Annotated in this window: 13 protein-coding genes; 11 read left to right on the plus strand and 2 right to left on the minus strand. The window is 52.0% G+C overall.

The genetic code is table 11. The features are described from left to right. Nucleotide 1: 1 nt before the first annotated feature. From KP806_RS00555 to KP806_RS00575, 5 genes are read left to right on the plus strand one after another with little or no spacing between them, the layout of a single operon-like run. Nucleotides 2-883 carry a carbohydrate ABC transporter permease gene (locus tag KP806_RS00555; RefSeq protein ID WP_224721609.1) on the plus strand — a complete coding sequence of 294 codons (882 nt, stop codon included), beginning with the start codon at nucleotides 2-4 and terminating at the stop codon, nucleotides 881-883. 60 nt (nucleotides 884-943) lie between these two features. Then, nucleotides 944-2,509 carry an extracellular solute-binding protein gene (locus tag KP806_RS00560; protein ID WP_224721610.1) on the plus strand — a complete coding sequence of 522 codons (1,566 nt, stop codon included), beginning with the start codon at nucleotides 944-946 and terminating at the stop codon, nucleotides 2,507-2,509. Nucleotides 2,510-2,555: 46 nt separating this feature from the next. Further along, nucleotides 2,556-2,918, plus strand: a complete 363-nt coding sequence (locus KP806_RS00565; RefSeq protein ID WP_224721611.1) for a cupin domain-containing protein — start codon at nucleotides 2,556-2,558, stop codon at nucleotides 2,916-2,918. Nucleotides 2,919-2,927: 9 nt separating this feature from the next. Then, nucleotides 2,928-3,755 carry a phosphoenolpyruvate hydrolase family protein gene (locus tag KP806_RS00570; protein ID WP_224721612.1) on the plus strand — a complete coding sequence of 276 codons (828 nt, stop codon included), beginning with the start codon at nucleotides 2,928-2,930 and terminating at the stop codon, nucleotides 3,753-3,755. A 9-nt stretch (nucleotides 3,756-3,764) separates the two neighbouring features. Next, a complete protein-coding gene (locus KP806_RS00575) occupies nucleotides 3,765-4,511 on the plus strand; it encodes a sulfite exporter TauE/SafE family protein (protein ID WP_224721613.1) in 747 nt (248 codons plus the stop codon). 123 nt (nucleotides 4,512-4,634) lie between these two features. Here KP806_RS00575 and KP806_RS00580 read toward each other — a convergent pair whose 3' ends face one another. Then, nucleotides 4,635-5,525, minus strand: a complete 891-nt coding sequence (locus KP806_RS00580) for a helix-turn-helix transcriptional regulator (protein ID WP_224721614.1) — start codon at nucleotides 5,523-5,525, stop codon at nucleotides 4,635-4,637. A gap of 169 nt (nucleotides 5,526-5,694) precedes the next feature. Here KP806_RS00580 and KP806_RS00585 point away from each other — a divergent pair, with 169 nt between their 5' ends. Continuing rightward, the gene (locus KP806_RS00585; RefSeq protein ID WP_224721615.1) at nucleotides 5,695-6,732 is read left to right on the plus strand and encodes a glycoside hydrolase family 88/105 protein; all 1,038 of its coding nucleotides are present in this window, start codon (nucleotides 5,695-5,697) and stop codon (nucleotides 6,730-6,732) included. 100 nt (nucleotides 6,733-6,832) lie between these two features. On the opposite strand, the gene KP806_RS00590 is transcribed toward KP806_RS00585, so the two are convergent. Beyond that, nucleotides 6,833-7,288, minus strand: a complete 456-nt coding sequence (locus KP806_RS00590; protein ID WP_224721616.1) for a hypothetical protein — start codon at nucleotides 7,286-7,288, stop codon at nucleotides 6,833-6,835. 256 nt (nucleotides 7,289-7,544) lie between these two features. Here KP806_RS00590 and KP806_RS00595 point away from each other — a divergent pair, with 256 nt between their 5' ends. The 5 genes from KP806_RS00595 (at nucleotide 7,545) to KP806_RS00615 (ending at nucleotide 18,659) form a co-directional block, all read left to right on the plus strand. Next, nucleotides 7,545-9,875: a glycoside hydrolase family 95 protein gene (locus KP806_RS00595; protein ID WP_224721617.1), complete on the plus strand. Its 2,331-nt coding sequence runs from the start codon at nucleotides 7,545-7,547 to the stop codon at nucleotides 9,873-9,875. Nucleotides 9,876-9,955: 80 nt separating this feature from the next. After that, a complete protein-coding gene (locus tag KP806_RS00600) occupies nucleotides 9,956-14,986 on the plus strand; it encodes a pectinesterase family protein (protein WP_224721618.1) in 5,031 nt (1,676 codons plus the stop codon). Nucleotides 14,987-15,171: 185 nt separating this feature from the next. Further along, entirely contained in the window at nucleotides 15,172-16,131 is a 960-nt protein-coding gene (locus tag KP806_RS00605; RefSeq protein WP_397376351.1) for an ABC transporter permease, read from the plus strand. A 15-nt stretch (nucleotides 16,132-16,146) separates the two neighbouring features. After that, on the plus strand, nucleotides 16,147-17,025 hold the full coding sequence (locus KP806_RS00610) for a carbohydrate ABC transporter permease (protein WP_224721619.1): 879 nt from the start codon (nucleotides 16,147-16,149) through the stop codon (nucleotides 17,023-17,025). Nucleotides 17,026-17,063: 38 nt separating this feature from the next. Further along, the gene (locus tag KP806_RS00615) at nucleotides 17,064-18,659 is read left to right on the plus strand and encodes a type 2 periplasmic-binding domain-containing protein (RefSeq protein WP_224721620.1); all 1,596 of its coding nucleotides are present in this window, start codon (nucleotides 17,064-17,066) and stop codon (nucleotides 18,657-18,659) included. Nucleotides 18,660-18,680 lie beyond the last annotated feature (21 nt).

The following is an 18,680-nucleotide window of genomic DNA, read 5'->3' on the forward strand; positions in this document are numbered from 1 at the left end:
TATGAAACAAAGCATAGGGAGCCGGCTGTTTCATGCAGCCAACTACGCGGTGCTTTCATTAATCGGCATCGTCACGTTGTTCCCGCTCTACTATGTGCTTGTCGTATCGTTCACCGATTCGCGCGAGTATGCGGAGAAAAACGGCTTTATTCTCTTCCCGACGAATTGGTCGACAGCGGCCTACGAATATTTGTTTTCCACCTCGGCTTTTGTCGATGCGGCGGCTGTGAGCACCTTTCTGGCGACGATTGGCACGGCTCTGAGTCTTATTGTTACGGCGGCCATCGCTTTCAGCTTATCCCGCAAGAGGCTGCGCGGCAGACAGTTCATCCTCGTTGCCGTCGTCCTTACGCTGCTTTTTAATCCGGGCATTATCCCGCCTTACCTCGTCGTCAAGGAGCTTGGACTGATCAACAGCGTCTGGTCGCTCATTATTCCCGTGTTGACCAGCGGATGGTATGTCATCCTGATGAAAAGCTTTTTCGACAACATCCCGGTTGAACTCGAGGAAGCGGCTATGATCGACGGCAGCTCGGACATCGGAACCTTCTTCCGCATCGTTCTTCCGCTGTCGCTGCCGGCTCTTGTGGCATTCGGTTTATTTTATGCGGTTGCCTACTGGAACACGTTTTTCTCGGCCGTTCTCTATATTAACGACTATGCGAAGGTTCCGCTTCAAATCGTGCTGCGCAATATGCTGGTCGACTCCTCGACATCTACGGGAGGAGCAGCCGCGGTAGAAATGGTATCGGAGCAGCAGATTCCGACGCAGACGATCAAAATGGCGGCCGTCGTCATTTCCACGCTGCCCATTGTTTGTCTCTATCCGTTTTTGCAAAAGCATTTCACGAAAGGAGTCATGCTCGGCTCCGTGAAAGGGTAAGCATCAGGGTGCCGGCATATCGCGATTCAAGCATTCGAACAAATCGGAGGGTCGACGATCATGGAAATTTTCCAAGCAAGGAAAAGAAAAAGCACCCTGGCTGCCATGGCGCTATTCGTTGCGCTCGGGTCGAGTCTGACGGCCTGCTCGGGCAATACAGGAAATACGAGCGGTTCTAAGGATGACGGCAATTCCGCCGGCAGCGGCGGCTCGGCCAAACAGGAAGCTCCGGTCACCATCAAGATCATGTCGGATTTTACCATTTCCCAGCCGCCGTCTGCAGATAATCCGGTCATCAAGGAATTTGAGAAGAAAACGAATACGAAGCTGGATATGACTTGGGTATCGGGGGCCAACTGGACCGACTACGTCGATCGGCTGAATGTGGTGCTGAGCTCCGGCGACCTGCCCGATCTTCTGAAGCTGAACGACGTCACCAATCCGCTGTTTCAGCAGATGGTCAAACAGGGCGTATTCTGGGATTTAACGCCGTATTTGAAATCGTATCCGAACCTGATGACGTATCCGGAGTCGGTATGGAACAATACGACGATCGACGGAAAAAATTATGTCGTTCCCGTAGCGCGGCCGCTGAATGGCTTCGTGTTCACCAACATCCGCAAGGACTGGCTCGACAAGCTTGGGCTTGAGGTGCCGAAGACCGTGGACGATTTCTACAATATGCTCAAAGCCTTCAAGGAACAGAAGCCCGACGGCAAAGAAGGCACGTACGGCTATACGATGCGCGGCCACGAGGTGCTGGATGGCGTATTCACCAACTCGAACGGGCGCTGGAAGGATGTCGGCGGCGAATTGATCGATGCCAACTTCGATCCCGGCATGCGCGAAGCTATTTTGTTCAAGCGGAAGCTGTATGAGGAAGGGCTCATTCCGCCTGACTTTTCGGTAATGAAGGACAGTCAGTTCTGGGATCTGGCCACGACAGGCAGAGCCGGCGCGACCGCGGAGACGATCGAAGCGCAGTTCCGCTGGACGTTCGACCAGTGGAAGCGTGACCCTAAGGTCGACTGGATGCCGATGTCCTCGCTTTCCTACAAAGACGGACCTTACGCGCCGGAGTACCGCGGCTATATCGGCGTACTCGCCATTCCGAAGAAGGTTTCGGAGGAGAAGCTTAAAAGAATTTTGTCCCTGCTGGACTTCGGGGCGTCGGAGGAAGGCGGTACCTTGTCCCTGTACGGCATCAAAGGCGTTCACTATAACGAGGAGAACGGCATGAAGGTGGCGACCGATCAGGCTGTGGCCGACAGCGTTGGCGTAGGCGCTTTCGGCAAGCTGTTTATGCGCTATGATCCTTACATGTATGCGTATGCGCCGGGCATGACGAAGGAAATTTTCGACCGCAACAAACAGGTAATAGACGAGCGGTCCAAAGTCGCCAAGCCGGACGTCGCGATTGGACTCGTGTCGGAGACGGATCTTAAGCTCGGCGCCGACTATACGAAAAAGATGGCGGATATGAAGACACAGGTCATTATGGGCAAGGCGTCGATCGAGGATTGGGATAAGCTGATCGCGGATATCCGGAACGATCCGAATTACAAGAAAATTACACAGGAAATCAACGATGCGTATAAGGCGAGGCTGAAGCTGACCAATCCATAGTTTTGAATAACCGCAGCTCTAAAATCAAATAAAAAGGAGAGAGACTATGGCTACAATTACTAGTTTGCGCAAGCAAGATGAGAGCAGGGTGCTGGATATGGGATGGGGCAAAATCCAGTGGCTTTGCGGCAAGGAGATTGATCCTGAAGCGGAAATGACTTTCGGCATGGTATATATTGACGCAGGCCAGGAAAATAACCGGCATATACACCCGAATTGCGAGGAGATCATTTTTGTCCTCTCCGGAGAATGTGACCATACGCTCGGCGACGAAACGTTCCGCCTCGAGCCCGGGATGATGCTTAGAATTCCGCGAGGCGTTCCGCATAATGCAAAGGTGACGAGCTGGGAACCATGCCGGATGATTATCGCCTATTCATCGGCCGACCGGCAAACGGTCGGAGAATAAGGAGCAGCCATGGCGATAACGAGAGAAGAATCGCTGAGACGATTAAGGGGCCAGGTATCGCAGGGCGTAACGCTGGTCGGAGCGGGTGCAGGCACCGGGCTGTCGGCAAAATGCGCGGAAGCGGGCGGAGCCGATCTGATCATTATTTATAACTCCGGCCGTTACCGGATGGCGGGACGCGGCTCGCTCGCAGGGCTGATGCCTTACGGGGACGCGAACAAAATCGTCGTCGAGATGGCTGCCGAGGTGCTGCCGATCGTGAAGGACACGCCGGTTCTTGCCGGCGTGTGCGGGACCGACCCGTTCCGGGTGATGGACGTGTACTTGAAGCAGCTGAAGGAAATGGGGTTTACCGGGGTACAAAATTTCCCGACGGTCGGGCTGTGCGACGGCATCTTCCGGCAAAATCTTGAGGAGACGGGAATGGGCTACGACCTTGAAGTAGAGATGATCGGCAAAGCCCATGAGCTGGGTCTGTTGACGACGCCGTACGTATTTAATGAAGACGAAGCGAGAAAGATGGCCGCAGCCGGCGCGGATGTTCTTGTCGCTCACGTGGGGCTTACGACGAAGGGCTCCATCGGAGCCTCAACGGCATTGACGCTGGATGAAGCGGTGGACGCCGTTCAGAGAATCAGCGATGCAGGAAAATCGGTCAATCCGGACGTGCTGGTCATCTGTCACGGGGGACCGATCTCCGAGCCCGAAGACGCCGCTTACGTGCTTAGCCGAACAAGGGGAGTATCCGGCTTCTTCGGGGCTTCCAGCGTGGAGCGTCTGCCTACGGAAATCGCCATCACCGGGCAGGTTCAGAGGTTTAAACGGATAGGAACCTGAACGTAAACGATGAGCGAACTAAACGTATTGCAGATCATCATCGTCATAGCCGCGGCCTTCTGCTGCGGCTTCGCCAAAACCGGAATTGCGACTCTCGGCGTATTCAACGCCGTGCTTATGATGCAGGCGTTCTCGGCCAAAGAGTCGGTCGGCATGCTTCTGCCGATGCTGATCGCGGCTGATATTGCGGCCGTGATCGTTTACCGCCGGCATGTTGTCTGGAAGCATCTGCTTCCGCTGCTCCCTTGGGTGCTTGCCGGCCTAGCAGGAGGATACATGCTGCTGTCGGTCATCGATGATGCCATGCTCCGCCGTTTCCTTGGCTGTATGCTTCTCGCACTGGCCGTCATTCAGCTGCTGAAGGAATATGGGAAGGGAAGGTTCAGGCTCCATGTTCCCGAGTCCGCCATGTTTACGGCATCCATGGGTGCGCTTGCCGGGTTTGCGACCATGGTGGGAAACGTCTCCGGGGTCGTCATGTCGATGTATCTGCTCGGGAAGAAGCTTCCCAAGGAAGTATTTATCGGAACCGGGGCATGGTTCTATTTAACCGTCAATCTGATCAAGCTGCCGTTCTTCGTGAAGCTGGACATGATTACGGAGCAATCCTTGCTTATCAACTTATGGATGCTTCCGGCTATTGCGGCGGGCATATGCGCAGGCGTCTATATTATCCCGCGAGTCAAGCAGTCGCAGTTCCAATTCATCGTTCTTATGCTCGGCGCAGCCGGAGCATTGGTGCTGGCTGTACAATGAGCATTTTTATCATCATGAGAAAAAAGCTGATATTCGGATGAAGTCCGAATTCAGCTTTTTTGGCGTTGGCAGCTGTACAATCCAGTATATGGCTAAGACACATGATTTCTGCACACCAAAGGGCTATCGTTCGGCCGCCGGATCACTTTTCCCGGTTTGCTCCAGTTTCCGGTAAGCGCGGGGAGACAAGCCTGACAGCGCTTTAAACACTTTGCCGAAGTGGGAAAAATTATCAAATCCGCAGTACTCCGACACTTGAGTGACACTCCAGTCCGTTTCCCGAAGGAGGTGTTCGGCCTCTTTGACCCGTGTGATATTGATGTATTGAGTAAAGCCGAAGCCGGTCACTTCCTTGAAGACGCGGCACAGGTGACCCTTGCTAATGAAATATTGTTTGGCAAAGTCGTCCAGATGAAGAGGTTCCCTAAAATGCAGATTAATGTGGCGGATAATATCCGTTACCTTCCGCTGGACCGGCGTAAGCTCGACATCCGGCAAAGCCTTGCGTTTTAACGTGTGGCGAGCCGTAAATAGAAGCAATTCAATCATCATATTTCGAATGTGCAGCAGATAGCCCGGGGGGCGTTCGCTCAGCTCGCCAAGCAGAGAGCCGAGAAGCTCTTCCACATACATCCGATCCTTAAGGTTCAGCCTGATCAGCGGATGTGCATCGGAGAAAGGGGCCAGCAGCAGCTCCGTATCCTCAGGCGACAATTCCGACAAGTATGCCGGAGCAAAATGAAGAACGACCTTTTCATGATTGGGCTCGCTCAGCTCGGACGTTTTGTGAACGGCGTTGGAGTCGACGAACACCATGTCGCCGGGGTGGACTTGGTAAACGGAGTCCCGGATAAAGAATTTTCTTTCCCCGCGAAACAAATAATAAATCTCATACGATTTATGGTAATGGGTGTTATTCATGGAATGACGGCCGATTCTCCGGTCGAATTCGATCCACAGCGGTTCGTTCATCGAGCCGAAGTGCAGCATATCCGGAAGCGATTGAACAGACATGGAGTGCTCCTTTCACGGCTAAAAGAGTTCGTGCACCTATTATATCAATATCGGCGGTGTTTAGGGTATATTTGTGCATAAATGCGGGGAAATCAATCCTATTTTCATGTTAATCTTAAAATCAGAGCAAGTACGGTGTTGAATCAAGCAATCATATGCGGAGGTAATCATGAAAAAATTTGTATGCGACGAAAACGAAGTAAAAGAGCTTATAGACCGGGTAGTCCGCAGAACGATGAATATGGATTTCACTTGGAATTGGTCTTGCGGCGTAGCTTTTTACGGAATTTCCAAAGCCTGGGAAGTAACGGGAAATCAGGAATATATCGATTTTCTGGTCAAATGGGTGGACGAGTACCTGGAGCTTGGACTTCCGACTTTGATGGTCAATTCTTGTGCCATGGGTCATACGATGCTGACCCTGCACGAAGCTACGGGCGATTCCAAGTACATGGATCTGGCTCTGATGAAAGCCGAATATTTGCGCAAGGATGCGATCCGTTTCGGAGAAGGCGTTTTCCAGCATACGGTATCGTCCAAAAATGACTTTCCGGAGCAAGCATGGGCGGATACGTTGTTCATGGCCGCTTATTTCCTGCTGAGACTTGGATTTAAACTGGATAATAAGGAATACATTGACGACGCGCTGAATCAATTTTACTGGCATGAAGAATACTTACAAGATACGAAGACAAATTTGTTCTATCACGCGTGGGATAATGTCAGACAGGATCATCTGTCCGGTATTTACTGGGGCAGAGCCAATGCATGGGCTGCCTACACGATGGCAAAAGCTTATAAAATGCTGAATCCTTTTATGCCGATGTGGATGCAGCTCGGAGGCGCTCTCGGCGATCAATTAAGCGCCCTCGTCAGGCTGCAATCTTCGGACGGGCTGTGGCGTACGGTACTGAATGATGAGACCTCCTACGAGGAAACCTCAGCATCCGCCGGTATTGCCGCTGCACTGGTAACCTATGCGCATCCGCTGCATCAGAACTATATGGCCAAAGCTTATGAAGGCATCAAGGCAAACATTGATGAAGACGGATCGGTCCGGAATGTATCTGCAGGTACGGCTGTTATGTATTCAGCCGACGATTACAAGGTGATTTCCAAGAAGCGGGTGCAAGGCTGGGGCCAAGGTTTGACGTTGGCATATCTGGTAGCTCTGCTTCAAAATAAGGAGATTGTCAGTGCAATATAAGCTGCAGGTACACGGCCTGGAATCGGCATGTACGGCATAAGAAAAGGAAAGTGACCGCTGCTCGCGGTCACTTTTTCATTTGCATCGCGGAGGCTGCCGTTCACCATTTAAAAACTTCTTCCTGCCATTTCTGATAACCATAAATGACCAAAGATAGCCCTACCATCAATAAGAATACCTGAAATTGATTAAAGTTTACTAAATTGTAAATTCGGCCTTCGAAAAAGTTGCTGAGCACGAACATGAACAGCCCGTCAATTACTGCATTCACCAAAAGATACAGCCAAAAATTTCGGTACGTATAGTGGAAGATCCAAATCGTCCCGACTAAAAATATTCCATAAACAAAGGATACATTCGTGATGTAGCCCCAAGGGACGATCTGATCGATTAATACCCACCATTTAAGTGAATGAGCGACTTCAAACAGAATGGTGACTAACAGAGATACGAAGACGGCTACGGGCATATATCTCTTTACGCTTTTCTTGCCCAGGAATAGTAAAGTCGGCCATGGCAGCAGGAGAAACGCCCAAAGCATGATTTTATTAAACATTTTTACTCCCTCTTATCGGTCCGTTTTAATTCTAAGTATGATCTTGTTGTTTCGGGTGTAAACGTAAGCCCTTTAACCGGGCTCGTCAACATAAATTCTGCATATAAATAATGTTTATTGTAAGCCCTTTCCAAATCGTGATATTGTCGCTTTGCAGCCGATCTGCATAGATCGGATACCGAAAGAGCAGGGACACCTGCTTCTTTTCGTTTTTGGATGCCGTCTGCAATTTCATGATAAGAAAGAGGAGAATGTTATGTCATTACGTTCTGAAACACAGATGTGGTACGATGCGCCGTCCGCAACCTGGGATGAAGCTTTGCCGGTCGGCAACGGCCGGCTTGGAGGTATGGTGTATGGAACCGTGCAGCAGGAGCAAATCCAGTTCAACGAGGATTCGGTATGGTCCGGCGGGCCGAGAAACCGTAACAACCCCGATGCGCGGGATCACCTTCCTGCAGTCAGAAAACTGCTGTTCGAAGGGAAGCTGAAGGAAGCGCATGAACTGGCGGAAGCGGCTTTCTCCGGAACACCGCGCAGCCAAAGGCATTACATGACGGCCGGTGAATTGATGATCAAATTCGACCATCCCGAAGGGGAGCTTGGCGAATACCGGCGGGAGCTGGACTTGGACCGTGCGGTTGCGGTAACTTCTTACGAATATGGAGGCGTCAACTTCCGCCGGGAAGTGTTCTGCAGCTATCCCGATCAGGTGATGGTCATCCGGCTCGAAGCGGATCGCCCGGGCGCTTTGACCTTCACAACGCGGTTTGAGCGGAAGAAAGGCAGGCATATGGAGCTCTCCTACCGCTATGGGACGGATACGGTCGTGATGGCCAATCCTTGCGGGGGGATAAACGAAGGCAAGTATACGGCCGTCGTAAAGGCCATTCCTTCCGGAGGAAAGGTTCGTGTAATCGGTGAGCATTTACGCGTAGAGCAAGCTGATCAAGTAACGCTCATCCTGGCCGCTGCCACCACGTTTCGAAATCCGGACCCGGAGCGGTATTGCTATGGTTTGCTGGAGAAAGCGGCAGCCGAATCATACGGGACGTTGAAGGATAGACATATCCAGGATTATCAGCGAATGTTCAATCGGGTAAAGCTTGAGCTTGCCGAGGCGTCCGATGCGGAGAAAAGCCAGTGGCCGGTATCAAAACGGCTGGAGCTTGTACGGCAGGGGGCGGACGATGCGGGCTTGTACACGCTGTATTTTCAATTCGGAAGATATTTGCTTATTTCCTGCAGCAGGCCCGGCGGCTTGCCGGCGAACCTGCAAGGCATCTGGAACGATTCGATGACTCCGCCTTGGGACAGCAAATATACGATCAACATTAACACGCAGATGAATTATTGGCCTGCGGAATCCTGCAACCTGGCCGAATGCCACGAGCCTTTATTCGAGCTTATTGAGCGAATGGTAGAAAATGGGCGGGTTACAGCGCAGTCGATGTACGGCTGCAGAGGCTTCGTGGCTCATCACAACACGGATATATGGGCGGATACGGCGCCTCAGGATATTTATCCTCCTGCGACTCAATGGGTAATGGGGGGAGCTTGGCTGACGCTTCATCTCTGGGAGCACTACAAATTTAACCCGGATCTTACCAGCTTAAAGAGGGCGTATGAAACGATGAGGGAATCCGCTCTGTTTTTTACGGATTTTTTGGTGGAAAGCCCAGAGGGTTATTTGGTCACGAACCCTTCCGTTTCGCCTGAGAACCGGTACAGGCTGCCGAACGGCGAATCCGGAACGTTATGCTACGGGCCTGCCATGGATACGCAAATTTTGTCGGAGCTGCTAGCTGCCTGCATAGAAGCAAGCTCGCAATTAAACACGGATGAAGAGCTGCGCAAAGAATGGGAGACCATCCTGGACCGTTTGCCGGCCATGAAGCTCGGGAAGCACGGACAGCTGCAGGAATGGCTGGCGGATTACGACGAAATGGACCCGGGCCACCGGCATATTTCCCATTTGTTCGGCCTGCATCCGGGGTCAACGATCAGCCCGGGCTTGACGCCGGAGCTGGCGGAAGGGGCCAGGGTTGCTTTAGTGCGGCGCCTGGAGAACGGAGGCGGACATACAGGCTGGAGCCGCGCTTGGATAATCAATTTCTGGGCACGTCTGCTCGATGGCGAACAGGCTTACGCGCACACCAAGGAATTGCTGCGGAAATCAACGCTACCGAATTTGTTCGACAACCATCCGCCGTTCCAAATCGACGGCAACTTCGGAGGGACGGCCGGAATCGCCGAGATGCTGCTGCAGAGCCATCTGGACTATATCCACCTGCTGCCGGCCCTGCCGGGTGCATGGCCTGAAGGACGCGTAACAGGGCTTCGTGCCAGAGGGGGCTTCCGGATTGATCTCGAGTGGAGCGGCAGCAGCCTCACGAATGGAGAAATCACTTCAGAGAGCGGGAAGCAGCTCCGTCTTTATGCTGAGCAGCCGCTGCATATCACGTCATCGGACGGAAGCGACGTGCCGGCGGAACGCAGCGGCAATATCCTGGAGTTTCCGACCGAACAAGGAGCAACGTACATCATTGTACCTGTACAAGCCGATGCCGTGATCATGCACAGCTGAAGACATAAGGAAACAAATGAAAGGAGGTGATCGATTTACAACCTGTTGTATCGAAACCAAATTCATGAGGAGGCATGCAGTTGAAAAGAGCAAAATGGTTGAAGCAGATGCTTATTATCGCGATGGCGTTCACCAGCATCAGCGGCGGGGCGGCTTATGCTGCAGAGAACACGGAGTCCGCGAATGCCCGGCAGACGCCCGCGTTTCCTGGTGCTGAAGGCGGAGGAAAGTACACGACCGGCGGCCGGGGCGGCGATGTCTACGAAGTGACGACGCTCGCCGACTCCGGTCCGGGTTCGCTTCGCGAGGCTGTCAGTGCCGGGAACCGGACCGTCGTTTTTAAAGTCGGCGGCGTCATCGAGCTGAAATCTCCTTTGAAGATTATCGGGGATCATATGACGATTGCGGGGCAAACGGCCCCGGGGGACGGGATTACGGTCATCGGATATCCGACAACCTTCGAAGGAAACAATCTCATCATGCGCTACATGAGGTTTCGTCTGGGAGATTTGAATATAACCGAAGCGGACTCCTTTGGCGGACGGTATAAGAAGGACATCATCATCGACCATTCCTCGTTCGGCTGGTCCGTCGACGAGGTGTTCAGCCCATACGGCAACGAAAATGTTACGGTACAGTGGTCCATCATCGCAAACTCCATGCATATCAGCAGACATGTCAAAGGCAGACACGGCTACGGCGGAATATGGGGCGGCAAAAACACCAGTTTCCATCATAACTTGATCGCTCATAACTCCAGCCGTAACCCCGCATTTGACAGCACGGCCGGAAACTCCCATGATTTCCGCAACAATGTCGTCTACAATTGGGGGTTCTTCGCTTCTTACGGGGGGAAGGGCGCCGTTACGAATATGATCAACAACTATTATAAACCCGGCCCGGAAACGGAAGTCATCCGGTTTATGAATGCCGAGACGACAGGGAGCTACTATATCGACGGCAATGTAATGGACGGGCACCCGGAGCTGGCGGAGCATAATTGGTCCGGCGTTCACACCTATCCCGATTATGTGAAGCTGGATTCTCCCGTGCCTTTTCCCAATCCGCTGCCGACCGAATCGGCCGGGCAGGCTTATGAAGCGGTCATGCAGAGCGCCGGCGCCATCCTTCCGAAGAGGGATGCCATTGATGCTAAAGTTGTAAACGATGTCATCAACGGGACCGGAACACATATTAATTCCCAGAATGAGGTAGGCGGATATCCGATTATAGAGCCTGTTGTATCTTTATCGGAAGACGACGATCACGACGGCATGCCTAATGAGTGGGAAATCGCTCAGCGGTTAGATCCAAATGACCCCAGCGACCGCAATCTGTTAAACGGGGAAGGATATACGAACCTGGAGCGGTATCTAAACGGCATCACAGGAAACGATTCGGCGAATCCAACTGCTGTCATTACCGGGCCCGCTAACAACGCGATTGTGAAGGCCGGTTCGAACGTAACGGTCGAAGCAACCGCTGCCGATGCAGACGGGACCGTGACAAAGGTTGAGTTTTATCGTAACGGAGAGAAGGTTGGAGAAGACGATAGCGCGCCGTTCCGCTTCGAATGGACGGAGATTGCGGACGGGACCCATTATTGGACGGCAAAAGCTGTTGACGACACAGGCACTTCGACGTTCTCGGCGAATGTGGTCGTCCATGCGAACACCGAAGGAAGCATCAAGCCTTGGAAGTCCGCCGATATTGGCATTCCGGGCATTCCGGGTCATGCCCAGCTTGGCGAAGCTCCGGGAGAGCTGACCGTTAAGTCCGCGGGTGATATCGGCGGGACGAGCGGTACGTCGGATGCTTTCCATTTTGCCTATCAAGAAATAACGGGAGACGCCGAAATGATCGCAAAAGTTGAAAGCGTTACCGCTACCAATGAGGAAGCGGAAGCCGGCGTCATGTTCCGCGGGAGCCTGAAAGACGATTCCGCGTTTGCTTCCCTTGTCGTTCCATACATCAGAACAGGGAAAAGAGGCGTTACGCTTAGCCGCGCAGCCGATGGGGGACAGACGGCCAGAATTCAGCCGGAGCAGCAGTTCCAGCTGCCTTATTGGATCAAGCTTGTCCGCCAGGGCAACCAATTCACGTCGCAGATCTCTCCGGATGGAATCGCCTGGACAACCGTAGGGACAGTGAACGTAGAGCTGCCCGAGAAGGCTTACGTCGGTTTGGCTGCAGATGCGGCCAAGGTGAATAACAAGACGGACAAATATAATACCTCCACATTTTCAAACGTGAAATTAACAGCCAATAACGATGACAATCCGAAAACCGTTTATTATGTGAACGATGATTTCGAAAAATTGGAGGCCGGCTCGGTGCCTGACGGCTACACGGCGATCCCTGATCCACAGGATGTCGACCATACGGTTACCATTGAGAATGTTCCTGACAATTCCGCAGGAAACGAGTCCGCCAAGGCTTTGAAAATTTACGATAATGCGGCGGGCAGCACAGGGGTTACGTTGAATTTCCCGAAGCAGACGGGAACGGTCGTGGTGGAGACCGACTTTATGTCTCCGGCGATCCCGGGCACTTCGATTTTGCTCCAGATCAAGGATCCGGGCGGGACGAAGACGCCGATAGCTCTCGAGTTTCGCAAGCCCCAATTGCCGGTGCAGGAGGATTCGTACGCTCTGATCTATAAGAACAAGAACGGTCAGGACGTGAAGCTTTCCAATCTGCCGAAAGACAATCGTTGGTACAATTTGAAGGTCATTGCTAACGCGGCGGCAAACACGATGGATATTTATGTAGACAACGTATTGGCTGCCGAGCGGGTTGAATTCAAGGACGATATGCGCACATTGGGACTGGGGAGCGCTTTGTTTGGCCGGACTCCCGGAAGCGGCAAGGGAACTTATTATTTTGACAACATTAAGGTGTACGTAGAACCCGCAGCCGCTCCCAAGGGACTGCAGGCGATTCCAGGGAACGGGAAGGTTCAATTGGACTGGAATTCGACAAACGGCGCTTTAACCTATTCCGTCAAAAGAAGTACGGTAAACGGGGGCCCTTACGAGACGGTGGCTTCGGATCTGAGCGCGTCCAGTACGACGTATACGGACACGACCGTCATGAATGAAACCACCTACTACTATGTGGTTACTGCCGTCAGTGAATTAGGCGAAAGCGATCCTTCCAATCAGGTTCGTGTCACGCCGTCGGTGAATGCAGTGAAGCCTCAAGCGCCGAAGGGGCTTACGGGACTCGGCCGCCATACGCAAGCCGACCTTGCCTGGCAGCCGGTGGAGCGTGCGGTAAGCTACTCGGTGAAGCGCAGCGAAAGTGAGGAAGGACCTTATGCTGACGCAGCTAGCGTGGAAGAACCTTTTTTCAGGGACACGGATCTCGTAAATGGAAAAACCTATTTTTATACCGTGACGGCTACGAGCGTCGCGGGTGAAAGCGAGCAATCCGATGTGATACAAGTGCGACCCGTTGCGCCGCTGCAGTCCCCACAGGGAGCCAAGGCGAGCCCCGGAGATGCTTCGGCTTTCATCTCGTGGAATGCGGCTGCCGATGCTTCCAGCTACCGCGTCATGCGAAGCACAACGAATGGCGGCCCATACACGGTAGTTGCCGATCAGGTAACCGGACTGAGCTACGAGGATAGCGGCTTGGAGAACGGGACGGCCTACTATTATGTCGTTTCCGCCCATAACGAAACCTCCTCCAGCGCGAATTCCTATTCCGTTCAGGTCATTCCGTATCCGGCGAATACGGTACAGGCACCGACTGATCTTCAATTATCCGCGGCAGAAGACCGCGTCGAGCTGTCCTGGTCTGCTGTGGAAGGGGCATCTTCTTACCAAATCAAGCGTTCGAAATCTAGAAGCGGGGAAGGGGCCGTCATCGTCACCGATCTGAGGCAGCCCGAATTCACCGATACCGATGTCGAAACCGGCAAAACCTATTATTATTCGGTTCAATCAGTGAATAAAAATGGTCCGGGTGTCGGCTCATATCCGCGGGGAGCAACGCCTGCTGAAGTGATCGTTGTCGCCAAGGACGGCACCGGCATGTTTGCGAGCGTTCAAGCGGCGGTGGATTCCATCCCCGAGGGCAATACGGACAGAAAGGTTATCTATATCCGTAATGGAATCTACGAGGAGCAGGTTACCGTTCCGAAAACGAAACAAGCGATCAGTTTTATCGGCGAGAGCAAGGAAGATACGATCATCACCTATACCGGGATTACAGGCACCGGATTTAATGAAAGAGCTACCGCCGTCGAATCCGATGATTTTACGGCCGAGAACCTTACTTTCGCGAACGGAGCGGGGTCGCAGGGCGTGGCGGTCGCGCTGGATCTCCAGGGAGACCGGGCGTATTTCAACAACGTTCGTATGATCGGCTATCAGGATACTTTTTTTGTGAACAATTCCGGTAAAAGGGTTTATGTGGAGAACAGCTATATCGAAGGCGCCGTAGATTTTATCTATGGGCCGGGAATCGCGGTATTTGACAGGAGCGTTATTCACAATGTCCGTTCCGGCGGGTACGTTACCGCAGCCAGCACCCCGGAGAGCCAGACCTACGGATTTTTGTTCATTAACAGTAAGATCACGGGTACAGATGGAATCGGGGACGTATATTTGGGACGTCCATGGAGACCGTTCGCCCAGGTTCTCTTCATGAACACGGAAATGGAGGGAATCGTACACGACAAAGGCTGGAACAACTGGGGAAGACCGGACAATGAAAAGACCGCCAGGTATTACGAATTCAACAACTCCGGGCCGGGGGCGGCTGCCGAAGCCCGAGCGGCCTGGTCAAAGCAGCTGACACCAGAGGAAGCGAACCTGTACACGATTCCATTGATGATGAAGGGAACGGATGGCTGGGATCCGACGATGACGCCGGTTCTTCCGAAGACGTTCACCAGCATAAGCGATATGATTGCGCTGATCGAAAGATTTTTGAACAGCGGAGAAATCAGCAGCGCGGGTATCGCAAACAGTTTGACACAGAAACTGGAAAATGGGAACATGACAAGCTTTGAGAATGAAGTTAGGGCACAGCGCGGCAAACATCTGTCCGAAATTGCGGCTGACGTCCTGCTGAAGCATGCAGCTGCTTTAAGCACAAGGTAACGGGTTTAAGCAATGCAGCAAGCTGATACCGGCATAATCATGGTATCAGCTTGCTGCATCGCTAGTTGTATACGTTATAAATTCTGCACATAAGTATTGGGCATTGAAGGCGCTTTCCTCCAGATGCTATATTCGGCTTGCAACATAAAACACCAAATGGGAGGTGAACACAATCAATGACTGAGATGAATCTATCCGTCAAAGCAAGAAGAATAGGACGGACGATTTCCTTACCCGCATACCTGGCTATGCTTCGTAAGGATTTCAAGAAAAACAAATACTTGTACTTCTTGGGTCTGTTCGGAGTTGCTTATTACCTTATCTTTAGCTACACTCCGATGTATGGCGTTATTATCGCGTTCAAGGACTACTCGCCGGTGAAAGGAATCATGGGAAGCTCGTGGGTTGGCTTACACCACTTTACAGAGTTTTTTCAAAGCTTCTATTTCTGGAGATTGCTGCGGAACACTCTACTCATTAACATTTATGAGCTTCTGTTTGCTTTTCCCGCTCCTATTATTTTGGCGCTGTTATTGAATGAGCTCAAACACGCAAACTTTAAGAGAGTCGTGCAAACGGTTACATACCTGCCGCATTTCGTCTCTATCGTTGTCATCTGCGGGATGATCGTGGATTTTTCCCGGAAGTCCGGTCTGTTCAATATGATCCTGGGCTGGTTCGGCGTGGAAGCGCAAAATTTGCTGCTCGATCCGTCGCTCTTCCGGACGATCTTCATCGGCTCGGGAATTTGGCAGGGAGTAGGCTGGGGCTCTATCATCTATCTCGCCGCCTTGTCGGGCATCGATACCCAATTGTACGACGCAGCCACTGTGGACGGGGCGAACCGGTGGAAGCAGGTGCTTCATGTGACCTTGCCGGGTATTATGCCGACGATTATCATCTTGTTGATTTTGCGGATTGGAGGCATGATGGACGTCGGGTTCGAGAAGGTCATCCTGCTATACAACTCACAAACCTACGAGACGGCCGATGTCATATCGAGCTTCGTTTACCGGAGGGGGCTGCTCGAGGCGAACTACAGCTACAGCACGGCAGTCAATCTGTTCAATTCGATCGTTAACTTTATGCTGCTTATTCTGGCCAACCGGATCAGCAGGAAAGTCAATGATACAAGTCTATGGTAAGGAAGGAAGGTCGGTATGATCAAGCGCAGCTTGGGTGACAAACTTTTTGATGTAGCCAATATCTTGTTTTTGTGTGGTTTGATGGTCGTAACGCTGTACCCCTTCCTTTATGTCGTCTTTGCTTCATTGAGCGTTCCGTCCGAGCTGGTCAAGCACAGCGGGATTTTATGGCGACCGCAAGGTTTCTTTACGGATGCCTATAAGCTGGTTCTAAAGAACCCGATGATCATCTCCGGGTATAAAAATACGATTTTTTATGTGGTAGTCGGCACCCTGCTTAATGTTTTTTTCACAGCACTGTTTGCATTCGTCTTGTCCAGAAGAGACTTGTACTGGAAAAAACATATGATGATGATGGTTGTCGTCACCATGTTCTTCAGCGGGGGATTGATTCCGGGATATATTCTCGTCAAGAGCCTCGGCATGCTGGATACAAGATGGGCTCTCATCGTGCCGGGACTGATTGCGACCTGGAACCTGATCATTATGCGAACCTCGTTTCAGTCGATTCCCTATGAATTGGAGGAAGCCGCCAAAATGGACGGAGCATCCGAGCTGCGGGTGTTTGCCCAAATTATTCTTCCTCTGTCCGTTCCGCTGCTTGCCGTAATGGTGCTGTTCTACGGGGTCGGACACTGGAATTCATGGACAGGCGCACTGATTTACTTGCGGGACCGGGAGCTCTTTCCGCTGCAGCTAGTATTAAGAGAGATTTTGATCGAGAACAGCACGGCCGATACGACCAATTTGTCTACGACAACAGGAGATCCTTTTCTCGGGGAAGTGGTAAAGTACGCCACGATTATCGTCGCTACCTTACCGATTTTGGTCTTATACCCGTTCATCCAGAAATATTTTACCAAAGGTGTCATGATCGGAGCGCTTAAAGGGTAATGGATGTCATTTAAGATGAAACAATGGGGGAATGAGACATGAGAATAAAAAAATATGTTAAACTATCACTTGCCGGACTTTTGGCCGTGTCGGTTATCGCCGGCTGCAGCAATTCGTCCGGTCAGCCCGAGAGCAGCGCGGAGACAACCGGTACCGATACGAAGAAAGTGAGCTTCCTTTGGAACGGTAAATTCAGCAGCAAAATCCCCGAGCTGAAAGGGTACGGGGATGTAGAAGCCTACAAAGAAATTCAGAAACGCACGAATGTCCAAATTGACTTTCAGGATAATGACACCGGCAATTTGTCCCAGTTTAATATTATGCTCGCATCCGGTACGTATCCGGATATTATCTACGTACCGGGCGGCTATCCCGGCGGGGTCGCCAAGCTGGTGGAGGATGGCGTCGCGATCCGCTTGAACGAGCTGATCGATCAATACGCGCCGAATTATAAGAAGCTTCTCGAGGAGCATCCCGAGATCAAGAAGCAGGTTATGCTGGATGACGGCACCATCGCCAAGTTCCCGCAGATTAATCTGGATCTTCGCCGGAACGCCTGGAGCGGCACGATGATCCGGCAGGACTGGCTGGATCAAGTAGGGCTGAAGATGCCGACGACCATTGACGAATGGTATACGGCGCTCAAAGCGTTCAAAGACAACGATATGAACGGTAACGGTAACAAGGACGACGAAATTCCGTTAGGCGATCAGAATGGAATGGGCAGCATTACCTCATTCAGTACGGCGTACGGTCTCCTGACTACGTTCCAGATCCATCCGGAGACCGGCAAGGTTACGTACGGCCCTTACGATCCCGTATTCAAGGATTACCTTGCTACGATGCGTAAATGGTATGACGAAGGGCTTATCGACAGCGAATTCGCCGCGACGGACAAAAAAGGCTTCGAGGCGAAGTTCTCCAACAACATCGTTGGCGCTTACGGCGGTACGATTACGGGGATCAACACGTACAAAAACCAGCTGAAAAGCACGATTCCGGAATTTAAACTGGTCGGCGTCGCGCCTCCGGTCGGGCCGGCAGGCAAATCCTACAGCGCTGCGGGACAATTGGCTCAATACGTTCCGCTTGAAGGAGCCGTGGTCAGCTCGCAGGCCAAGGATTTGGAAACGGTCATCAAGCTTCTCGATTATATGATCGGTCCGGAAGGCAGCGACCTGCAAAACTGGGGGGTCGAAGGCAAGAGCTATGTCGTAGAGAACGGCAAAAAGAAATTTTCGGATGCCGTGATGAACGACCCGACCTATGAGGCGAGGGTAGCGGTTTCGCGTTATGCCTACCCGACTTCCGGTATGGTGAAGGTGATGAGCTACGATGCTTGGGCTTCCTTCGAGCTGCAATATCCTGAAGCGGGCGAAGCGAACGAGCGCTGGTTCAATGCGGACAAGACTCTCCTGCTTCCGCCGCTCCTGTTCAAAGGGGAAGAGAGCCAGGAAATTAGCAAAATTATGAGCGAAGCGGATACCTATATGAAGGAAATGCTGTTAAAATTCATTATGGGCAATGAGCCGCTGGACAATTTCGGCACTTATACGGAAACCTTAAAGAAAATGAACATCGAACGAGCGATCGAGATTTACCAAGCAGCATATGACCGTTATCAGAATAGATAAATGAACGAAGCAGGTTGGGAA

Origin of the sequence: Paenibacillus vietnamensis (assembly GCF_020169515.1) — a bacterium.
Classification (GTDB): domain Bacteria; phylum Bacillota; class Bacilli; order Paenibacillales; family Paenibacillaceae; genus Pristimantibacillus; species Pristimantibacillus vietnamensis.